This window comes from Undibacterium sp. TC9W (genome assembly GCF_049339865.1).
GTDB lineage: Bacteria > Pseudomonadota > Gammaproteobacteria > Burkholderiales > Burkholderiaceae_D > Undibacterium.
In genome coordinates this window covers 118,318-139,982 of the sequence record NZ_JBMPPJ010000007.1, presented here as the reverse complement: position 1 = coordinate 139,982, position 21,665 = coordinate 118,318, and the positions used below count along the sequence as shown (strand labels likewise).

Below are 21,665 nucleotides of genomic sequence, written 5' to 3'. Positions count from 1 at the left end.
TCATGCAAACAATGATGAAACCTGCCCTGCTGGCATGCACCCTGTTCGTTGCTGCCGCCAATTGTGTAGCTGAAGACCAGCCCACCATCAACAGCCCGCGTGGCGGCTGGAATTATGGCGGTCTGACTGATAAATCCAGCGATACACGCGCATCCTACCCTTTGCCCCCGATAGACCGTGGCACGCAAAAAAACCGCACCCTCATCGAAGGCCATATCCGCGATGCGGGCAAACAGCGCAAGCATACCCTCATCGTCAATGGCAATCCCATGGTCCTCAATTACGGCACAGATGGCCGCTTTGAACGCCACTATGCTTTTGGCAGCGGTTCCAACAATATAGAAATCAAGGGGCCAGACGGCAAGAGCCTGCAACGCGTGCAATATTACGAAGCCAACACCCAGCAACTGTCACCACAGCTACGCATCATCTGCTCGTGGGATGCCCCCGAGGCAGAAGTTGATCTGCACATCATTACCCCTGATGGCCAGCATGCCTTCTTTGCCGCGCCAATACTGAATGGTGGCGGTGGCCTCGATGTAGATAGCGTCGATGGCCCGGGGCCGGAGATGTTCACCACGATCGCCCCCAAGCATGGGGCTTACCATGTGTTCGTCAACTATTGGGGCAACTATGGCGCAGGCGGCTATAACTTCGATGAAGGCCAGCGCAAACAACCCATCATCACTACCCGTGTGACTCTGGTGTTCTATGAAAATACTGCCAGAGAAAAACGCGAAAGCTTTGTCATCCCCTTGCGCAAGATCGGCGATTTGAATCTGGTGAAATCATTCATGTTTTAAGGGTAGGCTTAAGCCTGAACAGACCTGAATAGCAAAAATCTTCTAAAGGGAGAACTGCATCATGTGGCGAAATGCATTGACCAGCTTCATGATGCTCCCTGTATTACTTGTCACAAGTATCACTACACTGGCGCAACCCGTCATTATCAAACGGCTTGATGGCTCCAGCATTTCTTCGCAAACCATAGAAGACAAGCTCAGCAACATGATAGCCGCCTCATGTGTCACTGGGCTGAATGTCGCCATACTCAACGACAACAAGATTGTTTATACCAAGAGCTTTGGGTTCCGCGATAAAGAGAAACTGCTGCCACTGATCACAGATACCGTCATGTACGGCGCATCCTTCACCAAGACCGTGTTCGCTACACTAGTGGCGCAACTGGCGGCAGAAGGTGTGCTTGATCTGGACCTGCCAATACAACAATATCTGCCCAAGCCCTTGCCAGACTATGACAACTACAGCGATCTCGCCGATGACCCGCGTTATCTGACCATCACACTGCGCATGCTGCTGAACCATACTGCAGGTTTTGCCAATTTCCGCTGGCTCAACCCCGGCAAAAAACTGGAGATTAAATTTACCCCTGGCAGCAGATATGCCTATTCAGGCGAAGGCATCAATCTGGCGCAATTCGTCGTTGAAACTATCACCCAAAAAAGTGCAGACACATTAATTCAAGAACGAATTTTCGATCCACTGGCCATGCATAACACCAGCATGCAATGGCAAGACCGTTTCCGCGACAATCTGGCGGTCGGTCATGATGAAAAAGAAAAAACACTGGGCCATGTAAAAAGGAAAAAAGTGAATGCCGCTGGCTCCATGGATACGACTCTGAATGATTATGCTCATTTCATACAAGCTGTCATGCAGGCAAGCATCATCAGCAAAGAAGCCAAAGCCATCATGCTGGCACCACAGATTGCCATCACCACACCCAGCCAGTTCCCCACCCTATCGACCGCATTAACAGATGAAAACAAACAGATACAACTGGCTTATGGCCTGGGTTGGGGTATTTTCCAAACACCTTATGGCAAAGCCTATTTCAAGGAAGGGCATGATGATGGCTGGGAAAACCATACTGTGGTATTCGACGAACAAAAAACCGGTGTAGTCATCATGAGCAACAGCTCTAATGGCGATGGCATCTTCAAAGAGCTGCTGGCCTTGCTGATACAGGATGTTTATACACCCTGGAGGTGGGAGGGGTATTTACCGGCCAATTGCAAGAACAGAGAAAACAAGGCATCGCTACACAATTAGTAGAACTCATTTCATAAATAGGGTGAGATGCGTTTGTCTCATAACGCAGTCCAGCACGCTTTGTGAGGCAAACCCTTCGGGAACTGACGATTTGGGCACATTGCAGCGCGAAGTTTATTACCTCGTCCTCGCTAAGGCATGAGCCTTAGCTTCGCGTCACGCCTTGCACTGCATACAAATCGTCTTGTTCGCACTCATCCTATTTATGATCAGATCTATCAGTTTTCAAATGCTCCCAGATCAGGTGCTGATCCGTTGAAAGGCAGGCCGACATTGCTACCTTTGTTGATCAGGTCACTGCCGGTGACCAGGCGAAACTTGTTCAGCACAGGCAGGCTGCCATCGGCCTGGCGTGGTGCATCCCAGCCTGTGGTAGATATGCTTTGGAAGTCAGCTGACGAAACCGTTACTGCAAGATTCCAGGAATTAAACTGATCATTGGCACCCGTCATATTTGATACCAAAGTGCCACCAAATGCGATGTTGTTACGCAGGTTACCCAGGTTAACCGCATTGCCATTTTCATCTATGCCCAGCATGTTGAAATCGCTGTTATTACCGTAGCTGGTGTTGTTGTAGAAGTCATTCGCAATCGGGTGATGATTGGCGTAAAAACCTGCCGCCTTGTTATTGAAGGCCACCGAAAAGCGTATGGTGTGTTTGGCGGCATTCGATACATACACACCACCATAACCACCGAGTTTGAAGCCATTGCCGTTACCGGCAGTCACTGGCGTGGTAGTGCCGGGCAAATAGCCTTGCGACCAGGTCCAGGAATTTTCTATCAACACGGATGAGTAGGCATTAATGAGATCAAAGCCATCATCCGAATTGGCCCAGGCGCGGCAGCCACGGAATACATTGCCGGGGTTGCCCGCCTTGACGTGGGCACCAAAACCGTCGGCACTTTGGCCTGCACCGTTTGAGGTGTAGGGGTCGTAATTGTGGTGCGAATCGCTGTTGAGTACAAGGTTGTTGCCACCGTTTTGAATGAAGATACCCGGCCCCATGTTGTGGTGGGTATTCATCTGTTCAAAGGTATTATTGCTGCCATTGATCCACACTGCCCATGATTCATGGTTGAGGCGGTTGCCGGGTTGCTGTGGCGCGCCTGTGACTTCCAGCCCTTTCAAATGCACCCAGTTGGCTACCACATTAAAGGCCTTGACGCGGCAATCGTCTTTCATTTGCGAAAAATCGAATACCGGTGTCTCACCCGGATAAGCCCAGTAACGAATCGGGCTGCCTGAACTACCGCTCTTGTCCAGAGTAATCGCATTGACGATGTCAGTGCGGGTGGCGCAGGTGTTGATGCCTGCCGTGTAGTTGTAGTTACCGCCTCTAAAATACACGGTATCGCCAGCAACTGCTGCAACCTGGGCACGGGCTATGGATTTCCATGGCGCAGCTATGGTCCCCGCCGCTGCGTCATTGCCAGTGGGTGAAACATAATAAGTGGCCGCGCTGCTTGCCGCTGCCACACCATACATGAACCCTGCCAATATGATTTTTTTCATTCCCTTATTCCCCTTGTCTCCATCGATAATAAACATCCACAGATAAAAGGCGAAGTCAGGTGCTGGATGCTCACAAATACCACGCTTTTCAGATTGTGAATGCCGCAATTGTGAGTTCTTTCTGACTCTTCAATATCAGTTTCCTGATCTGCGCATTATCGGATGTATATCGGCGAAATTGTACGAAATTGACCTCACTTTCCAATCATCTTGCTGATTCTTTAGTGGCTTGAATTTTACGCCTTTGATCAAACTTCAGATGAATTATCACAAACTGGGATGAACTCTTATGCTGCAACCTGAGGCACCACCTATTTCATGCAACTTAAGAATTCCTCCTTGTGCAAAGTGTACTTTCGGCCGAATTTGCCTGACTTATGGTTTTCAGAATGCAGGTCCAGACAAACCTCAAATTTGGATTTCGCTACGTCCAGGCAGGCAGCGTCACCTGCACAGGCAGTTTCTGCCAGAGCGCGCGATTCATTAGCAAATTTGGCTTTCTGGTCGCTTTTTAAGCCAGCAATAAACTGGGCGACAACGATCAAAATAATGATCGATACTATCCATCCCAGGATTTTTACTAACCAGGATTTTTTCGGTGGGGTTTCAGCATCTGTCATCAGTGCATGGTTGTCAGACATGGTTCAACTCTTTCATGGCATATAGGTTTCATTGAATCCGGCAAGAAAACCATGCATGAATCTATCTGCAGAATGCACTGGGAATGCACTGGCTTAGCTGACCGGCTGGAGGCATTTTAATCAGCCAGCGGCCGGGCAACAATGATGACTATGTCAGGTAAGGATGATCGCAGTTGACACGGCGTCAAGTAGAAGGACTAGAGGATCAGACCCTGGTCACTTTCTTGAAATCCCGGGGCCTGAAACCCATGAGCGCCAGTGCAGCAAAATAGGTGCTTGCACAAGCCAACAGCACCAGAGCCAGGGCACCAGCGCGCAAGACAGGGGTATTGCGCATGGCAAGCCAATGAAACTGTTCAGAAGTCCACAAGGCCACGCCAGCCATCAATACGAGTGCAGCAAAGAGTTTAACAAGGAACATCAACCAACCCTTTTGCGGCTGGTAAATACCGCGCTTGCGCAAGCCTGTGTACAAGAAAATTGCATTCACGCAGGCTCCGAGGCCGACAGACAAGGCCAGACCGGCATGATTAAGATAAGGCACGAACACGTAGTTCATTGCTTGTGTCACCAGCATGACAGCTACAGCGATTTTTACGGGTGTGCGTATATCCTGCTTACCGTAAAAACCCGGCGCCAGAATCTTGACAACGATAAGTCCAAGTAAACCCACGCCATAGGCTATCAGGGCGTTGGATGTCATTTGCACGGCATGGCCATCGTATTTATTGTGATGATACAGGGTCGATGTCAGCGCATCTGGTATGGTTGCCAGGCCGACTGCAGCAGGCAAGGCCAGCAAAAAAGTCAGGCGCAAGCCCCAGTCCAGCAAGGCGGAATATTCGACCGCATCGCCATCTGTATGCGCTTTCGAGAGCCCCGGCAACAGTATGGTACCCAGGGCGACGCCCAGCAAAGCTGTTGGAAATTCCATCAACCTGTCGGCATTCGCCAGCCAAGTTACACTGCCTGGCGCAAGTTTCGATGCCAGGCTGGTATTGATGGCGATGCTGATCTGGGTTGCCGATACAGCCAGAATGGCGGGCACCATATTGCGCATGATGCGGCGTAAGCCCTCGTCCTGCCAGGCCGTACCTACACGCCAGCTAATCGTCGGAAGCATGCCTACCCTGATTAATGAGGGCACCTGCGCCACCAGTTGCAAAACGCCGCCAACAAAAACGGCAATAGCCAGCGCATAAATCGGTTTTTCAAGATAAGGTGCCAGGAACAGCGAACCTGCTATCGAAGACAGATTGTATAAAACCGGCGTAAAGGCAGGCACCTTGAATTCACGCCAGGTATTCAATATCCCGCCCGCCAGCGCCACCATGGACATGAAACCGATATAGGGAAACATGATGCGGGTCATGACCACCGCCATGTCAAATATCTGTGGTTTGTCTTTATAACCTTCGGCAAAAAAATAAAGCAAAATCGGCGCGCCAGCGATGCCCAGTATGCAAGTCAACACCAAGACCCATGTCATGACGGTAGAGACATGATCGATCAATTTCTTGGTAGCTTCATCACCTTTATTGTTTTTGTATTCTGCCAGGATAGGCACAAAGGCTTGCGAGAACGCGCCTTCGGCAAACATGCGCCGCAACAAATTGGGAATGCGGAAAGCGATATTGAATATATCGGTATAGGCGTCGGCCCCGAAACGGGTAGCAATCAATACGTCACGTACCAGCCCGGTAATCCGCGACAGCATGGTCATGCCACTGATGGAGGCAAGGGTTCTTAATAGATTCATAGTGCGGCATTATAGCCTGAGGCTAAACGCTCATCACCAAGGCTAAACTTTTGTTAATATTCAGGCCAGAGCATCTGTTTGACTAATGTACCGGAGCACAATATGTCTTACCTTCATCGCCACCTTGCTATTTTTGCCACTTTCACCATTGCCGCAAGCAGTTTCCTAAGTTCAGTCAGCCATGCTGCACCCGCCAAAGCTATTCCTACGCTTGAAGAGGCAGCCAAAAACCTCAAAACTACTGGTTTTCAAGGCCTGGTATTTGCTGCTCGCGGCGACAAGATCTTGCTGGAAAAAGCTTTCGGCAATGTCACCGATACCAAACAAACTTTCCGTTTTGCGTCCATCACGAAGCAAATGACCGCGATTCTGGTCATGCAAGAGGTAGAAGCGGGCAAACTGCAACTGGATCAGACGTTGGGTCATTACTGGCCAGATTATCCCAATGTGCAAGCGCGTAGCGCCACCCTGCGTCAATTGCTGACGCATTATTCTGGCCTTTACAATGAGATGGTCAATCCTGCCGTCCACATGATGGATGCCAATAGCGGTGATGATATCCAGAAATTTGCTACTGGCCTGTGTGCCGGGCCATCCAATGCTACGCCAGGCAGCAAATTTGACTATAACAATTGCGATTACATCGTGCTCGGTGCTTTACTGGAAAAGATCAACAAGCAAAGTTTTTCAAGCCTGCTGCAACAACGCATCTTCAGCCCGGCTGGCATGCAAAACGTAGGCTATTACACTGCGGCCCAGCCGGACGTCAAAACCCATATCCATGGCACGCTGGGTGGCAAACCTGAGCCTGCGGTGAACTTTGCCAGTTATGGCCCGGCTGGTGGCAGTTTTGGTACTCTGCGCGACTTGTATTCATTTGACCTGGCTTTCATGCGTGGCAAATATCTGTCTGCCAAAAACCGCGACGAGATGGTCAAGCCGAATAATGTCGGCGGTGCGATAGGTGTCTGGTCTTATCCATTCAAAGCCAGTGACGATGGCACTGCGGCCATGATAGTTGAGCGTCAGGGCTGGATAGCCGGTGTACGCATCTTGAATCTGGTGGATTTGCAAAACCAGAATTTACTCATCATCGTCAGTACCAACGGTGACCTGGATTTGTCGCAAACCTGGTCCAACAAAGGTATTGCTGCCGACTTGTTGCGATCGCTGATGAACACGACAAGTGCGCGTTAAAACCAATGCGTATTAAATGAAAACGGAGTTCCAGATATCAAACTGGCACTCCGTTCTTATTATGGATTACTGAAAAACTTAAAATCCTGCAGGCCTGAAATCCTGTTATGGATTTCTTTTAGCAACTTCATTGCCAACATAACCGCCACCTACTGCACCGGCGATAGTTGCCAGCGTGCGGCCATTGCCATTACCGATCTGGCTACCAACCAGGCCACCGATCACCGCGCCTACACCTATACCAACCGGGCTATTCTTTGCCTGGGCAGGCTGTGTTTGATAATTTCTGACTGGCTGATGATGGCTGCTTTGTGAAACCCTGGCTGGAGCCTGCGCAGGCGCAGGATAATTATTTTGCGCAGTGTTTTCATACTGCGTGTTTGCATAATTAGCTGCAGGCTGATTACCGTTATTGGCAAGCGGCATCGCAGTATTGCCTGCAGGATTGATCGCATTGGCATTACTACTCGTGGCTGGCACAATCGCGTTGCCTGATGTTGCCGTGCTGTGGGAACTGGGCAATACGCCTGTCAGGGCAGCAGCACCTAAGAGGCTCACTAGTATGACTGAGCATGCGGCACCTGCTACCAAGGGGTGTATGCGTTTGCTGGCATTTGCTAATTCCATGTCGTTCTCCTTCAATTTAACAGTGACTCATGCTCCAACAACGCATGAGGCTATTAAAAAGGAGACATGAATAATGTTACGCAGGTAAACAAATGTAACTTAAGAATAAGCAATTTGGATTAGCAGCCGGTACTTCTACGCCTGGCCACCAGCTTTAATAATTCACCCTTGGCTGCCTGCCCCGACAAATACAGCCGCAATTCTGTGACGTTGTAGTGATTTGAGGTATCGATGATGAAATCCAATTTACCGTCATGATCAAGATCACCCACCCATATCAGGCGGGCATTATTGTCTTCCTTGTTTTCGACATAATCGAACAGGTATTGTTCTATTCCTGCATACTTCAGATAGATTTTACCTTCGCGGTTCTGCAGGCTATATTCATTGCCTTGCAAGTGCATGAGCCTTTCCTGCCCTAAGGATGGCAAGGTCGATAATTCAAATTCCTCGTCCATAGAACCGCTGACCAGTTTCACTTCATCTGAAACACTGACTGCCCCGGCCTTCAAACCGGGGTCAGACAACAACATCCTGACATTGGCTGTGTTTGCCGCAACCCGCACACCCTCACCGCTGATAGGATCGGGTATTTTCTTAAAGCTGGGCTTGACCGCCACTAGCCGCCAGCCCTTGCCTGCCTGCTGCAAACCTAGCCAGGAGCCAGTCTTGCCGACCTTGGCTTCGCTGGCGTGATAGTCCTGTAGTTCGAGAATTTCAGAGGCCTGGGCATGCCAGACGCAAGCTGCACTAAAAACAATAAAGGCTAATTTTGCGATGGACATCAGGTACTCCTTTTTTGATTGGTTTTTTTCAAAATACGAGATATTTTCTCAGTAACAATAAAGATGCATAGCCTTATACATTGGCGCTATTCATCAGCCATGATAATCCATGGCACAATAGCATGCATGAAAAATAAGCCCCAACTGGCCCTGCCCTACCGTATCCGTGCAGACTTACTGCAACAACTGGCCGCATTGAGCCACGCTGGCATCCCTGCGCTACAGGCGCTACCCATGATCAAACTGCCTGCACAATATCAAAGCAGGATGGTGACAACCCTGCAAGTTGTTAAACGTGGCAAAAACCTGGCCGAGGCAGGCTTGCAGAGTGGCTTGTGGACGCCACTGGAAGCAGGTCTGCTGGGCGCTGCACTTGCGGCCGGTGACCCGACTTCTACTTACCGGCATCTGGCAACTACCTATGAAGAAAAAGCCCAGCAAATTGCCAGTGTCAGGGCAGGTTTGATAAGACCAGCGTTAATGGGCATCATGGCCTTGTTCATCCCGCCCTTGCCACAACTGATCGCGGGCACACTCAGTACGGCAGCCTATCTATGGCATGCCATTCGTTCCATCCTGCTGGCTGTGGGTTTGGTCATGGGCGGCATTTACGCTTACCGGCGCTTCCAGATGCGCCCTGCCGATGCTCCTGTCTCATGGCTGGATCAGGCTTTGCTTGCCTTGCCGCTTATTGGGAACATGCACAGAAGACGCAATCTCTGTGATTTCTGGCAGAGTATGGCATTACTGCTGGAAGCAGGCGTGCCTATGTTCGACGCCCTGCCCCTGGGTTTGCAGGCAACCAGCAATGTACTGATCAGGCGCGAGCTTGCACGCATTTTGCCGCGCATGCAAAAAGGGGCAACGCTGGCCGAAGCTGTACGCGCCCTGCCCGCCATTAATGATGACACCCTGTCAGGTTTTATTCAAACCGGAGAAGCCAGCGGGCAATTACCAGAAATGCTATCCCGTTATGCCAAAAGCGAAAATGCCAGCCTTGCACTACAACAAAGGCAGGTAGCAGAATGGATACCAAGAATCGTTTATGCCATGATTGCGGCTGTCATCGCCTATGGCATTATCAAAGGCAATGCATTTATGCCCAGCGTGCCCAAGGACTTGTAGTTTCAAGCTGTAGTGAATTCATTTGCCACCGACGATAATGCGCTGCATATCATTGGCAAACAAAATCGTTCCTGCATAATTCTTGCGTATGGCCGCCGTGCTTTCCATCTCATGTCCAAGAGTGCGTTTCATGCGGTGTGACAAAACCAGCTTGCCTGCTTTTGTCACACCTGCGATGCGGCCAATTTCTGTCGGCATCATGTGCAGTAAGCGTGCCACTTCATCGGTATCGTTTTCGCGGGCGGCATTATGGGCAAGCAGCACGTCCGTGCCTTGCGCCAGTTGATCCAGCGCCTGATCGGTGTTGCTCGTGTCGCCGCTGAAAGTGATACTACAGCCCTTGCTCTCTACACGCCATGCCAAGGAAGGTACGGGGCCATGCAAAACGCTGACAGCACTGACCGTCAGGCTCTCATCAATATCGTAACGCTTGATTTCTTTAGGCTTGACGCTCACTTCTTCAAGTTCCATTTTAAACTGACTGCTGACATCAGGATCAGCATAATCTGCCAGATAGGCATAAGCACCCGTGTCACGGTTAAACAGGGCATGCATGAATTCTTTGATACCTGAAAAAACCCCACGCTTGGGTGGGCCAAAAACACGCAGCTCTTTATTATAGCCAGCAAATGGCAAACCTTTGACCAACGCAGGAAAATCCGCCGTATGATCAACATGAAAATGTGAGAAGAGCACCGCATCCAGTTCAGCCGGATTGGCGCCGGATTTTTCATAATTCAAGGCTGCACCACTGCCAAAATCAACCAGTATCCTGGCCTTTTGATCTACCCAGACCAGATAAGAAGTAGAGGCACGCTGATCACTGAGTTCAGGTCCGCCGGAGCCCAGTACTTGTACTACCAGCTTACCTGGCTGACAAACAGCAAGCGCACAGGAACTGACAAGTAACAAACTTGTGCCAAGCAAGGATTGAACAAGGCGAATGGGATGCGAAAGATATGGCATGAAAGGCTCCGCAGCAACTTATAAGTGACATACAAATTGTGGCAGAAAGCTATCGCGTGCACCAGAGCAGATTTGTAGTAATGTATAACACAGGCAGGGAAGACAAGAAATCTGTCTTCCCTTATTTTCAACAATGCTTGAAGTTACTCAGGCAGAAAACGCTTATTTCGATTTGCCTGTTGTGGTGTCAGTTGCAGCAGCAGAGACTGCCGTATCCTGACCATTCTTTTCTTGCGTGTTCTTGCCTGCATTGGCTGTACGGCTGCTGCGCCATGTATCAAATTCAGTAGAGAATTTTTGATAGCGCTCTTTGCGCCAGTCATCATAGTCATTGTCCAGTGCTTCAATTTGTTGATTGCGCCACTGGTGATAATCAGGATCAAAATGATCACCTTGCTGAGAGTGACGGGTATCTTCATAACCACCACGCGTCACTTGCTGACTGTTGCTGCGATCATGCCTGTCGTGGTCACCAGCCGTCTGACGTGGATAAGTATTGGGGTTACGCTCATATTGACCGCTGGCATTTGGATGATAACGGCCATCATTAGCCTGGTTACCATAAAAGTCCTGACTGGATTGCTGGCCAGAAGAACGCCCCGACTGACCCGCGTTGTGGCGATCGTATTGATCAGGGTAAGAGCGGCCAGGACCATTGTCGTTCAGATAGCGCTGATCTTGCTGGCGGCCACCATCGAGGTCGTACTGGCCACTGTAAAAACCTGGCGAGCCGGTATTACGGCTTTGCAGTTGTTCGCGGCCAAAATCATTGGCGTAATGAGAGGATGCGTGACGTGCATCCTGATCGAAGTCATTATGGTGACCGTAGGCATCATGACGGCTACCGTTGTTAACATGATGTGACTTGATCTGACGATCACGGTCTTGGAAAGAATGGTCTTGTTGACGTCCGTTTTTCATATAAATCTCCTGAAAACTGATTAAACAAGCTAGCGCGAAATACGCACTCTCTTGAAATTCCAAAGGACCTGTATATGCTATTGCGGCAGAAATACAGGCTTGTGCAGATCCAAAGTAACAAGTGACTCACAAAACACTCACAAAAAATAGCAGGGCTTTCTTTGATCACTGAATGTCACCTTGAACATACCAAGGACAGTGTAAGCAGTAGAGCAATTTTTACGTATCAGACCAGTCCTAAAAACCTGTAAGACTTGACTGTCGGACAGCAAAAAACAAAATCGGTAGCAATAGATTCGTAGCGAATCAGAATTTATGGATATCAGGAAAATGAAAATTATCCGACGTGACTATTTTGACAGTTGTGAGATTTTTGACGATGGGGACCATCATCAGGATTGCTCATGATGTACCACATGCTGCATAAGCAGCGTTGGTTCTGCCAATGCCTGAGCTAAAAATGAAGGGCGCACATCTAATGCCATCAATTCTGTACGATTAAACCAGGCAAAAGTGAGTTTCAAATTCCCTTCCTTACCGATATAAGGTCCAGCAGATGTCAGCAGGCTTGATGCGGGTGAGAGATGAACTAAAAAATATAGACCCAGTTCATGATGTTTTTGCTGCCGGTATTCAAAAAAATTCTCTACCGTCCACAAGAGCTTTCCGCATGTTACCTGCTCAGACAACTCCTCCTGCATTTCACGCACTACTGTGGCTGCAGCTTGCTCACCCGCATCGACCCGCCCGCCCGGCACGCACCAGAATGCATCGCCTTCGATTTTATGCAAGAGTACCCTGTCACCATCCAGAATGATGGCAGCAGCCCGCAGGTTATAGCGGTATTCATCAATATCAAAAGAAATCATGGCTTGGACATGGAAATATTGGTCAGGCCTGGTTTATTCGGCCACCAGCAAACTGGTGGCAATCTGCTGTGTGTCCTTCAAGGTTTGCAGTACGATGTTTGACCGTATATCAAGCACACCTTTGGTTTTATACAGGCGTTCGAGTACAAATGCTGAGTAATGCTTGAGATTACGGGCACGCACACGCAACAGGTAATTGGCGTCCCCGGTGATGATATAAGACCCGACAACTTCCGGCCATTGTTGTAAGGCTTGCGAGAAATTCTCATGCCATTGTTCTACATCGCGCCGCATGGTGACCTGGACAAAGGCATCAACTTCCAGGCCAACAGCAGCGGCATCAATGACGGCACAATAATGATGGATGATACCCGCCTCTTCCAGCATGCGCACACGACGCAGGCAAGATGACGGGGACAAAAAGACCTTGTCAGCAAGTTCCTGATTGCTGATGCGGCCTTCGGCTTGCAATTGCTGCAGAATTTTCAGATCGGTGGCGTCGAGTTGCATTTGACAATCCCTTTTTTAATTTATGGCAAACCCTCTCAACACAGTGGCAAAGGCGCAGAGACACAAAGACACAAAGACACAAAGTACACATTGAGACAAGCAAAGAAGCAGGAAAGGCTAAGCATGCACCCTCCCCTTCCTTTAATTCACTGTGGTGAGTGTTTATTAATCTATGACTACCAGCAAATGAGAAGAACAAGCAATTGCAAAGATGGAAACAATCTGGTGCCTTTGCGCAATGCACAAACCTATCAGTGCATTTTATATCAAAATTTTAAATTTAAATCGCAGTATATTCTATTAATTCCCATTTTTATACTGCAATTTGCAAGAAAAATTCAGGCAATCCGGCATAAAATCTCTACATATTTTTCATGAACCATAAGCCCCGGGTAGGTCGTTACGGCGAAGATGAATTGCTTTGCCTACCCCAAACTTTACCGGGCTTGATGCCAGCCCACTACGCGCTATATTAAGGAGTCTGCAGTAATGACACAAACCACCACCATCAACCGCAGCGATTGCGAAAAGCTAGACCAGCAAGACCCGCTGGCATCCCTCCGTGAAGAATTTGATTTGCCTGCCGGTGTGATTTACCTTGACGGCAACTCCCTCGGTGCGCGCCCCAAGGCAGCGCTGCAAAGGGCACAAGATGTCATCATCCGCGAATGGGGAACTGATCTGATCAAGAGCTGGAATACCGCTGGCTGGTTCGATATGCCATCCACGCTGGGCAACCAGCTCGCCCCTTTGATTGGTGCCGCAGATAATGAAGTAGTGGTCACCGACACCACATCGGTCAATCTGTTCAAGGCCATTGCCGCCGCGCTGCAGATACAGGCGACAGACAGCAAACGCAAGACCATCATTACTGAGCGTAGCAACTTCCCTACCGATATCTACATGGCGGAAGGCATCACCCGCTGGCTGGATCGCGGTTATCAAATCCAGTTGATAGACTCACCGGACGAGCTGCCACAAGCCATCAATGACAGCACGGCGCTGGTAATGCTCACCCATGTGAATTACCGTACTGGCTATTTGCATGACATGGAATCAGTCACTGCGCTTGCGCATCAACATGGTGCGCTGATCTTGTGGGATTTGGCCCATTCTGCCGGCGCAGTACCGGTACATCTGAATGCCGCAAATGCCGACTTTGCCGTAGGTTGTACTTACAAATACCTGAACGGCGGCCCTGGTTCACCAGCGTTTATCTGGGTGCCGGCACGCCATCAGGAAGTATTTCACCATCCGTTGTCCGGCTGGTGGGGTCATGCCAGCCCGTTTGCCATGAACCCTGGCTTTACACCTACCCCAGGCATACGCCGCGCCCTGTGCGGCACCCAGCCTATCACCTCGCTGGCCATGGTCGCCTGTGGCCTGGATACCTTCGGCAAGACAGATATGCAGGCTATACGCAAAAAATCGCTGGCACTGACGGACATGTTTATCGCTCTGGTAGAAGCCCGCTGCGCTGCACATCCACTGGAACTGGTCACGCCTCGCCAGCATCAGCAACGCGGCAGCCAGGCCAGCTTCAAACACCCGCATGCCTATGCCGTGATACAGGCGCTGATCAAGCGCGGCATCATCGGTGACTACCGTGAACCTTCCATCATGCGTTTTGGTTTCACCCCCCTGTACACCAGTTTTGTTGATGTATGGGATGCGGCAGAAGGCTTGCGCGATATACTCGACAGCAAAGATTACAATGCCAACACTGAACGCAATGCAGTGACTTAATTTAAAAACCCCTCAACACAGAGACACAGAGGGGGCACAGAGGACCACAGAGAAAACCTCAAAAAAACAGATGGTGAAGAACATCGTCTCAACTGTAAAAGATTTTCTCTCTTTTATGTTTTTTTCTGTGCCTCTGTGGTTAATGGTTTTAAGCATTAAAGATATTTAAGGAAACATCATGAGCAACAACGAACAAGCTGGCAAATGCCCTATGTCATGGCATGGCGCGCAAATGGACTTTAGTGAATCCATGAGCTATGGCGATTATCTTGGCCTTGACCAGATACTGACGGCACAGCACCCGCGCTCACCCAATCACAATGAAATGCTGTTCATCATCCAGCATCAGACCAGCGAACTGTGGATCAAGCTGATGCTGCATGAACTGCATGCCGTGCGCGTGCACATACGCAGCAATGATCTGCCACCAGCCTTCAAGATGCTGTCGCGCGTGGCCCGCATCATGGACCAACTGGTGCATGCCTGGGATGTACTATCGACCATGACGCCTAGCGAATACACCGCAATACGCCCTTACCTCGGTGCGTCCTCAGGCTTCCAGTCACATCAATACCGTGAACTGGAATACCTGCTGGGTAACAAGAACGCCACCCTGATGACTGTGCATGAAAGCAAGCCTGAGTTATATGCGACTCTTGATGCATCCTTACGCACACCCTCGATTTATGATGAAGCCATCATGCTCTTGTCACGCCAGGGTTTTGCGATAGATGCAGACCGCTTGCAACAAGACTGGTCACTAGGCGTGGTTGCCAATGAATCTGTCAAGGCGGCGTGGCTGCAAGTCTATCAAACACCCGAGAAATACTGGTCTTTGTATGAACTGGCTGAGAAACTGGTGGATATGGAAACCGCTTTCCGCATCTGGCGTTTCCGCCATGTGACGACGGTAGAACGCATCATAGGTTTCAAAACCGGCACTGGTGGCACAGCTGGTGTCAGCTATCTGCGCAAGATGCTGGATGTGGTGTTGTTCCCGGAATTGTTTTCTTTGCGGACGGCACTTTAAAGAATAAGAGATATCAACGACATGCAGAGGAAATAATTCCCCTGCATGGGTAATTCAAACGCTAAAAGCGTCTTCCAATGCCAGCACCAGCTTTTGCACGTCTCCCGCATAAAAACCTGATGAATTCAAGGTGTTGATTTCAACTATCTTCAAACCCATTTCAGTATCACATACGTCAATGACAAAGGCTTCATGCGGTTGCCATTCCTGAATACGCTTTTCCACATAGTGCGTAAAACTGTCATCAACTTCACTGGAATAGATCACCCGGTCACCGCGCTTGTATATAGACTTGGTGATGATACGTCCCTTGATGACCCAAAAGCGTGCCTCGCAATAAATCGCAATCGGCTTCATGACTTGTATCAAAGTCTGCGGAGTCAGGCTGCTGCCATCATCAAGCTTCAGGTCGCAGACTTTCTTTTGCCAGGTCTCAAATTCTTCGCGTGAAAATACCCGCCCGGGAAAATATTTGGAATCATTGGTTGGGCGGATGAACATCAATTCTTCAGTGAATACCGCTTCTGCAAAACTGCTGATGACAGAACCGGCATTGAGCATATGCTCACCCCAATGCTTGAGTTGTTGCTCAAAATCCTGCTCAAACAAATCAAACACCCCAGGCTTCCAGTCATTTCGTTTGGCAACATGACGCATAGAGTATGAACCTATGCAGATGACGTTGTCCTGCTCAATAGCTGCAGGCGGTTCCAGTTCACCTATAAACGGTATGACCTTATGCACTGAATGAGACAGCCCAAAGCGATCTATGGTTTCCAGTAACTGGTCCCAGCCTGTTTCAGAAAAAATATTGTTTTGTATGACCCAATGCATATGCAGCTTTATTGTTTTTGAAAGTCACAGTGTAGTGCTCATCCTTATTGCTACGCAATGAATTCGTTTTTACTTGCCATCCAGACGACGGCTTGGTAAATATCAATCACTACCCTGCCTGAGCCTTGTTCAATATCTTTCTGAACGTCAAACTAATTCGCTCACCAGCCCCAGGCTCTTTAGGAATGGCATGTAGCCATTCCTCTTGAATGCTTGCCGACATATACAGCAATCCTCCTGCTGGCAAAGGGTAAAAATATTCCTGGCTTTTATCTTGTTTGCTGCGGTAGGCAATACGCCGTAAACTGCCAAGCGAGATGATGGCGACGCCACTACCTTCTGCCAGCTCATCATTAGAGTCTGAATGAAATCCCATGCTCGAGTTCCCGTCCAGGTAAAAATTCAGCAGGCAATTATTGGGTAAAAAACCGAGTTCATTTTCTATTTCCTTACAAATCACCTGCAGGAATTCTGGCATTTCAGTCTCAGCATACGAGATTTGCGAGTAATCATAGGCAACGCCAAAGCTCGCCGTTTTACGGGCGCGCATTCTTTCATCCCAGATGACCTCTTTTTTCAAGAGATCAAACAAGTCCTCCGGTGCTGTAAGAAAATTTGGCTTCAAATAAATATTTGGTGTTGACATGATTAATTCAGTGGCGTTTGCTCAGGTAACGGCTCCTCTACATTGACGGTAGGCCCATGCAAGATAGTGTCTGTCTCCAGCACACGCTGCTTTTGTTTCCACAAGCTGCCACTGGCAAATGCCGACCAGCCCCACTTCAACCAGCCCAGCAATGACCACGCCAGCCACAAGGCCCACAGCAACATCAGGCCACGATAGACCAGCATGGGGAGTGATAATACCCATGCAGTTTGCAGGTCTGCCATTGCCCTGTCCAGATACCATACAAGATTATTGGCGCTGGAGCCATTGCCGACAACCTGCATGTCGGGCTGGCCCAGCAAGCCGCTTTGTACGGCATCCAGCAAGATGCACAGCATGACCAGGGTCAATACTGCCAGGCCCAACTGACGCAAATTGAACTGCCATCTTGTTGTGAATGTATCAGCCGCTGCCGCGCGCCGGACAAATGCAAAGAACCAGGCCACCACCAGAGCTGCGCACCACCAGGTAACCTGGGTTAAACCCAAGGTCAGCAACAGCCATTGCCGGGTCGTGACAGGCAAGCCTGCATAACGGCCAAGGGCGACCGCAACCAGCAGCAGGACGATGAGCTTGCCCCAGAACAGGATAGCAGGCCCTATGCCGGGTCCACTGGCGAGCAACAGCCAGCGGTCTCGTGGCAAGATCAATTGCAGGGTGTGGTTAACACTGGCCTGCTGCAAATTCACAGTAGCAGTCGTATAGCTGACAACTGCGCCCTGATCAAGACGCCATTGGACTTCTATGTCTTGTGCACCAGGTACTACCGGCAACACCAGTTGCCTGCCATTGGCACGCAATGGCCTTAACTGATGATTGATATTCACACGTTGCAATACCGCGCCCTCAGGCAAGGTCAGGGTGTAGTGGCCGCCACGGCTGCTGCGCAAATGCAGTCTCAGTTGATAGTCAGTAGCCCTGCTGCCTGGGCTGACGAGCAAGCGGCTTTCATCTATGGTCAGAGTTTGTCCGGGAATGGCTTGTGGACGTTCTACAGTGATAGCCAGGGTCTCGCCCGGCCATGGCCGGAACACCAGATCAGCACCGCTCTCACCATTGCTGGCATCACTGGCGAGTGGTGGCAATCCTGTCGTGCCCAGATGCCAGATACCTGAGGCGGCGATAACCCAGGTTTCAACCCAATTGCTTTGCTGCGCAAGATTCAGTTTAAGCTGGGCAGTTTGTGGCAAATTCGAATGCCATTCCATGCTCTCACTTTGAGGCCCCAGATTAACGGCAACCTTGCCATCCCTGATATTCAAACCAGCACTAGTGACTGCCTCACCCGGCAATAATGGAATTTGCGCCAAAACAGGCTGGCCCGAGGGAGACAGGCGCGAGACTGTGGTTTCGACTTGCCATTCCTTGTCCAGTATCAAGCGACGGGTGACACGTAAAAAACTAGGCAAAGCATTCGCCTCGGCCTTGCTGCTGGCCTTGATGCGGCGGTTGAATTGCAGGGTATCGGCAACACCAGAGTCGTCTGACAAACCTGCCACATCCCAGCCATCTGCATGTACATCGACCTGTCTGGGCTTTTGCGGCAAGGGCAGTTGCAAAGTATCGCTCTGCATCAATTCGCCTGTCAGTTCCAGTCTGTGTCGTCCTGCCGGGGCCAGCAACCATATAGTTCCATCGTCGGCACGGCTTATGTAGGCTGGCTTGCCGTCCAGTTGCGCCTGCGCGGGCAGCCAGTGTTTGATACCACCAGGCAGTGGCAAGGCAAGCTCAATGGCGGCATCAACATCCAGCCCCAGCCGGACGCTGTTGCCATTGATTTGCACCATCATGCGCGAGATTTCTGCACAATTTGGCAGGCAGTCTGCCGGACGAGTTAATTTTTGTTTTAACTCTTCCAGTTTTTCATTGTCCGGCATCTGGGCATGCGCAGATTCGCTGTAAACAGCGGGAAGTGCAATCAAGCTACACATCACCAACAGGGACGCGGCCTTGCCCAAGCCACGCCATGTCCATCTGCCAGCAGCTGGTTTGTCACTGTCCGAAGGCCCTTGATTTGATCCTTTTCTAAACTCGCTCACGCACAGCAATAAAAAGCCCAGCAATATCAGGCGCAACACAACCAGCAGTTTATTTGCCCAGGGTGGCAACAGCCATAGATCCAGTTGTTGATCCTGCCTGACCGGGCCGTCAAAGATCAACTGATGGGAACGCCAGTTCCAGGTGGGTAAGCCCGGGCCAGTCTGCACCTTGGCATCGGGGTCCAGCACTTGATAGTTAGTTGCGCGCGTACCGATAATTGCCTTGGGACTGGTCATTCTATAGGATCGTACTGCGTCCGCTTTGGCGAGTTTTTCGGCAGCGCGCTCGGCTGTTGGTTTGACTTCTTCTACCATCCTCGCAGGAGGCGGTGGTGGTGCCATCTCAGCATTGCTACCGCCTTGCACTTCTGTACTGGCATCGACTGGCATTGCAGCTGGCGCAGCGGCAGGTGTTGGCGACATGTCGCCTTGAACTGCCTGATACCTATAAGCTGCACTACCATCGGTCTCAAGCACAGGGTACAAAGCTGAACGTACCTGTTGCGTGGCAAATGACAGCGTCAGCAAGACCAGCACCAGCAAACTGACTTGCTGCAGACGCTTGATCCAAATCTGGAAGCGACTGGCTGGCAAGGCGCGCAAAATCGCGGTCAGCGCCAGCAAGACTATCCATGCATAACGTGGTGCATCTGCCTCCTGATAAGACAGGACCAGCGCAAACAAGGCAAGCGCGCCCCATTGCCTGCCCCACAATTTGCCCGCAGCCAGCGCAATTACCAGCACAAGGAAAAAATCCAGCAAATTCCAGCGGGACAGCCAGGCTCCTTCGGCCCTGTCGGTTCCACCCGCGTGTAGTAGACGCCAGCCTGCCGGCAAAATCAATTCTATGCCCAGCTTGTCAAAATCCTTTTGCCAGGTCGCGGCAGAAAGCTTGCGGGTGCTATTGCCAATCACACTGTCAGCACCCACATCGATGCTGCCGCGCTGGATTTCTATGCCAGCCAGCTTGTCACTGCCACGGGTAATCAACTGGTCTTGCCCGGCTACGCTGACACGGCCAAGTTGGGCGATATTGCCCATGGTCAGGCGGTTGGAATGACTGATGTCACCTTTGATCTGGTCACTCATGGTCAGCGTGGAGCCATCAAAACTCAGCCACAAACGGCGTTGCAAAGACAGTTTGTCAGGTGCCGGATCACTGTCGCCACGGCGTATTTCCTTGAAGCTGAATATACTGCCAGCACGCATGAGATATGCTGGCAAGTTACGCCATTCTGGCGGCAAGGTGGTTTGTTGGGGATCAACGGTGGATGGCCCTTCTATCGCCACCGTGCGTATCAAGGGCGTTGCTTCATAGGACCAGACTTCTTCCTCAGCAGCTTCAGGCAGACTCAGGGGTTTAGACGGCCCGGGCTGGCGCGCAAACAAACGTATTTCCCACTTGCCTGCCCTGACCTGCACGGTCATGCTACCGTCCGGCTTAAGGCTGGCAGGCAAGTTTGAGCGCAATTCCAGTGGTATCAGGTCTGGCAAGAGTGCGCGTTCCAGTTTGATCTCCCTTCCCTTGCCTGAGACCTCAAGGCGAATATAAGTCTCTACCATGACCGGCACACCGTCCGTGATTTTACGGAAGGTGCGTATCTGGATTTGTTCGCCACTGTCTGCATCGGCCTTACGCTGCAACCTCAACTGATTGCTTTCATCCCGCACAGGGAAATTCACCACTTTGCCATTCAAGTCCAGCTTCAATAAGGCCGCATTTTGTGGCAGGGGTAAAAACTCTGGTACTGCAGTCCAGATAATTTTACCTGCCAGTTTATAGGTGCCACGCGTCAGTTTTATGACGGGCATCTCATCGCGTGCCAGTACTGCCTGTGGTTTGCCATTGACACTGACCTCTTGCGGCCAATGCAGGGCGCTGCCCGGCAAATAAACCCAGGTATCTCTATGCACTTGCATATCCTGGGCAAAACTCGCCCCCTGCGCATTTACTTTTATATCCAGCAGGCCGGGCCATACGCATTGCTTTTGGCTGGCATCAGCAACTTGTTGCGGGCAACCGAAGTTTTCTACGCCATCCAGTGCCCATGGCACCCAGGTCTTTAAGGGGTCGGGGACGGCACCGACAGGGAATTCAGCAGCCTGGCTGACATAGCTGAGCAATGAAGCAAATAAAACGATGACTAAGGCTGCAATGCAATTCTTCAGCATTCTGTATCCCTGATGGTTAAGATATGGTCACGTCAATTATAGTGGCATATTTTGCAATAACACTCGGGGCCGGTGATTTTTATTTACAAGCATCTCTCCGTAACTGAAGCAAGAATCATTATTGACCTACCTGGACCTCGTTGCCGCTACATGATGCCTGTGTGGCATAAGGCACAGGCAGAACAGC

18 protein-coding genes are annotated in these 21,665 nt (G+C 50.3%); 6 read left to right on the top strand and 12 right to left on the bottom strand.

Going from position 1 to position 21,665, the window contains the following annotated elements; genetic code table 11:
* The first annotated feature begins 2 nt into the window (after nucleotides 1-2).
* Nucleotides 3-803 (top strand): YfaP family protein, encoded by an 801-nt coding sequence (locus tag ACO0LN_RS12160; protein WP_422974073.1) that lies wholly within the window; start codon nucleotides 3-5, stop codon nucleotides 801-803.
* Between the two features lie 61 nt (nucleotides 804-864).
* Nucleotides 865-2,073, top strand: coding sequence for a serine hydrolase domain-containing protein (locus tag ACO0LN_RS12155; protein WP_422974071.1), 1,209 nt, complete (start codon nucleotides 865-867; stop codon nucleotides 2,071-2,073).
* Nucleotides 2,074-2,291: 218 nt separating this feature from the next.
* Here the strand turns inward: ACO0LN_RS12155 and ACO0LN_RS12150 are convergent, their stop codons facing one another.
* The 3 genes from ACO0LN_RS12150 to murJ form a co-directional block, all read right to left on the bottom strand.
* Nucleotides 2,292-3,590 carry a right-handed parallel beta-helix repeat-containing protein gene (locus ACO0LN_RS12150; protein ID WP_422974069.1) on the bottom strand — a complete coding sequence of 433 codons (1,299 nt, stop codon included), beginning with the start codon at nucleotides 3,588-3,590 and terminating at the stop codon, nucleotides 2,292-2,294.
* 311 nt (nucleotides 3,591-3,901) lie between these two features.
* Entirely contained in the window at nucleotides 3,902-4,231 is a 330-nt protein-coding gene (locus tag ACO0LN_RS12145) for a hypothetical protein (RefSeq protein ID WP_422974067.1), read from the bottom strand.
* 205 nt (nucleotides 4,232-4,436) lie between these two features.
* Nucleotides 4,437-5,990 carry a murein biosynthesis integral membrane protein MurJ gene (gene murJ, locus ACO0LN_RS12140; RefSeq protein WP_422974065.1) on the bottom strand — a complete coding sequence of 518 codons (1,554 nt, stop codon included), beginning with the start codon at nucleotides 5,988-5,990 and terminating at the stop codon, nucleotides 4,437-4,439.
* Between the two features lie 102 nt (nucleotides 5,991-6,092).
* Here murJ and ACO0LN_RS12135 point away from each other — a divergent pair, with 102 nt between their 5' ends.
* Nucleotides 6,093-7,187 carry a serine hydrolase domain-containing protein gene (locus ACO0LN_RS12135; protein ID WP_422974063.1) on the top strand — a complete coding sequence of 365 codons (1,095 nt, stop codon included), beginning with the start codon at nucleotides 6,093-6,095 and terminating at the stop codon, nucleotides 7,185-7,187.
* A gap of 105 nt (nucleotides 7,188-7,292) precedes the next feature.
* Here the strand turns inward: ACO0LN_RS12135 and ACO0LN_RS12130 are convergent, their stop codons facing one another.
* Nucleotides 7,293-7,814 (bottom strand): glycine zipper 2TM domain-containing protein, encoded by a 522-nt coding sequence (locus ACO0LN_RS12130; RefSeq protein ID WP_422974061.1) that lies wholly within the window; start codon nucleotides 7,812-7,814, stop codon nucleotides 7,293-7,295.
* A 119-nt stretch (nucleotides 7,815-7,933) separates the two neighbouring features.
* Complete coding sequence (locus ACO0LN_RS12125; RefSeq protein WP_422974059.1) at nucleotides 7,934-8,599, bottom strand: hypothetical protein; 666 nt, start codon at nucleotides 8,597-8,599, stop codon at nucleotides 7,934-7,936.
* 126 nt (nucleotides 8,600-8,725) lie between these two features.
* Here ACO0LN_RS12125 and ACO0LN_RS12120 point away from each other — a divergent pair, with 126 nt between their 5' ends.
* Nucleotides 8,726-9,724 (top strand): type II secretion system F family protein, encoded by a 999-nt coding sequence (locus tag ACO0LN_RS12120; RefSeq protein WP_422974057.1) that lies wholly within the window; start codon nucleotides 8,726-8,728, stop codon nucleotides 9,722-9,724.
* Nucleotides 9,725-9,742: 18 nt separating this feature from the next.
* Here the strand turns inward: ACO0LN_RS12120 and ACO0LN_RS12115 are convergent, their stop codons facing one another.
* The 4 genes from ACO0LN_RS12115 to ACO0LN_RS12100 all read right to left on the bottom strand — a co-directional run bounded on the left by ACO0LN_RS12115 (nucleotide 9,743) and on the right by ACO0LN_RS12100 (nucleotide 12,990).
* Nucleotides 9,743-10,690 (bottom strand): MBL fold metallo-hydrolase, encoded by a 948-nt coding sequence (locus tag ACO0LN_RS12115; RefSeq protein WP_422974055.1) that lies wholly within the window; start codon nucleotides 10,688-10,690, stop codon nucleotides 9,743-9,745.
* 162 nt (nucleotides 10,691-10,852) lie between these two features.
* Nucleotides 10,853-11,611, bottom strand: coding sequence for a hypothetical protein (locus ACO0LN_RS12110; protein ID WP_422974053.1), 759 nt, complete (start codon nucleotides 11,609-11,611; stop codon nucleotides 10,853-10,855).
* 392 nt (nucleotides 11,612-12,003) lie between these two features.
* Complete coding sequence (locus tag ACO0LN_RS12105; protein WP_422974051.1) at nucleotides 12,004-12,480, bottom strand: NUDIX hydrolase; 477 nt, start codon at nucleotides 12,478-12,480, stop codon at nucleotides 12,004-12,006.
* A 33-nt stretch (nucleotides 12,481-12,513) separates the two neighbouring features.
* Nucleotides 12,514-12,990 (bottom strand): Lrp/AsnC family transcriptional regulator, encoded by a 477-nt coding sequence (locus ACO0LN_RS12100; RefSeq protein ID WP_422974049.1) that lies wholly within the window; start codon nucleotides 12,988-12,990, stop codon nucleotides 12,514-12,516.
* A gap of 489 nt (nucleotides 12,991-13,479) precedes the next feature.
* Here ACO0LN_RS12100 and kynU point away from each other — a divergent pair, with 489 nt between their 5' ends.
* Together kynU and kynA are read left to right on the top strand one after the other, a co-directional pair.
* A complete protein-coding gene (kynU, locus tag ACO0LN_RS12095) occupies nucleotides 13,480-14,736 on the top strand; it encodes a kynureninase (RefSeq protein ID WP_422974047.1) in 1,257 nt (418 codons plus the stop codon).
* Between the two features lie 178 nt (nucleotides 14,737-14,914).
* Entirely contained in the window at nucleotides 14,915-15,766 is an 852-nt protein-coding gene (kynA, locus tag ACO0LN_RS12090; protein ID WP_422974045.1) for a tryptophan 2,3-dioxygenase, read from the top strand.
* A 54-nt stretch (nucleotides 15,767-15,820) separates the two neighbouring features.
* Here kynA and ACO0LN_RS12085 read toward each other — a convergent pair whose 3' ends face one another.
* The 3 genes from ACO0LN_RS12085 to ACO0LN_RS12075 all read right to left on the bottom strand — a co-directional run bounded on the left by ACO0LN_RS12085 (nucleotide 15,821) and on the right by ACO0LN_RS12075 (nucleotide 21,478).
* A complete protein-coding gene (locus ACO0LN_RS12085; protein ID WP_422974043.1) occupies nucleotides 15,821-16,600 on the bottom strand; it encodes an ATP-grasp domain-containing protein in 780 nt (259 codons plus the stop codon).
* 109 nt (nucleotides 16,601-16,709) lie between these two features.
* Nucleotides 16,710-17,246, bottom strand: coding sequence for an alpha-ketoglutarate-dependent dioxygenase AlkB (locus ACO0LN_RS12080; protein ID WP_422974041.1), 537 nt, complete (start codon nucleotides 17,244-17,246; stop codon nucleotides 16,710-16,712).
* A 2-nt stretch (nucleotides 17,247-17,248) separates the two neighbouring features.
* The gene (locus tag ACO0LN_RS12075; protein WP_422974039.1) at nucleotides 17,249-21,478 is read right to left on the bottom strand and encodes a hypothetical protein; all 4,230 of its coding nucleotides are present in this window, start codon (nucleotides 21,476-21,478) and stop codon (nucleotides 17,249-17,251) included.
* Nucleotides 21,479-21,665: the final 187 nt, after the last annotated feature.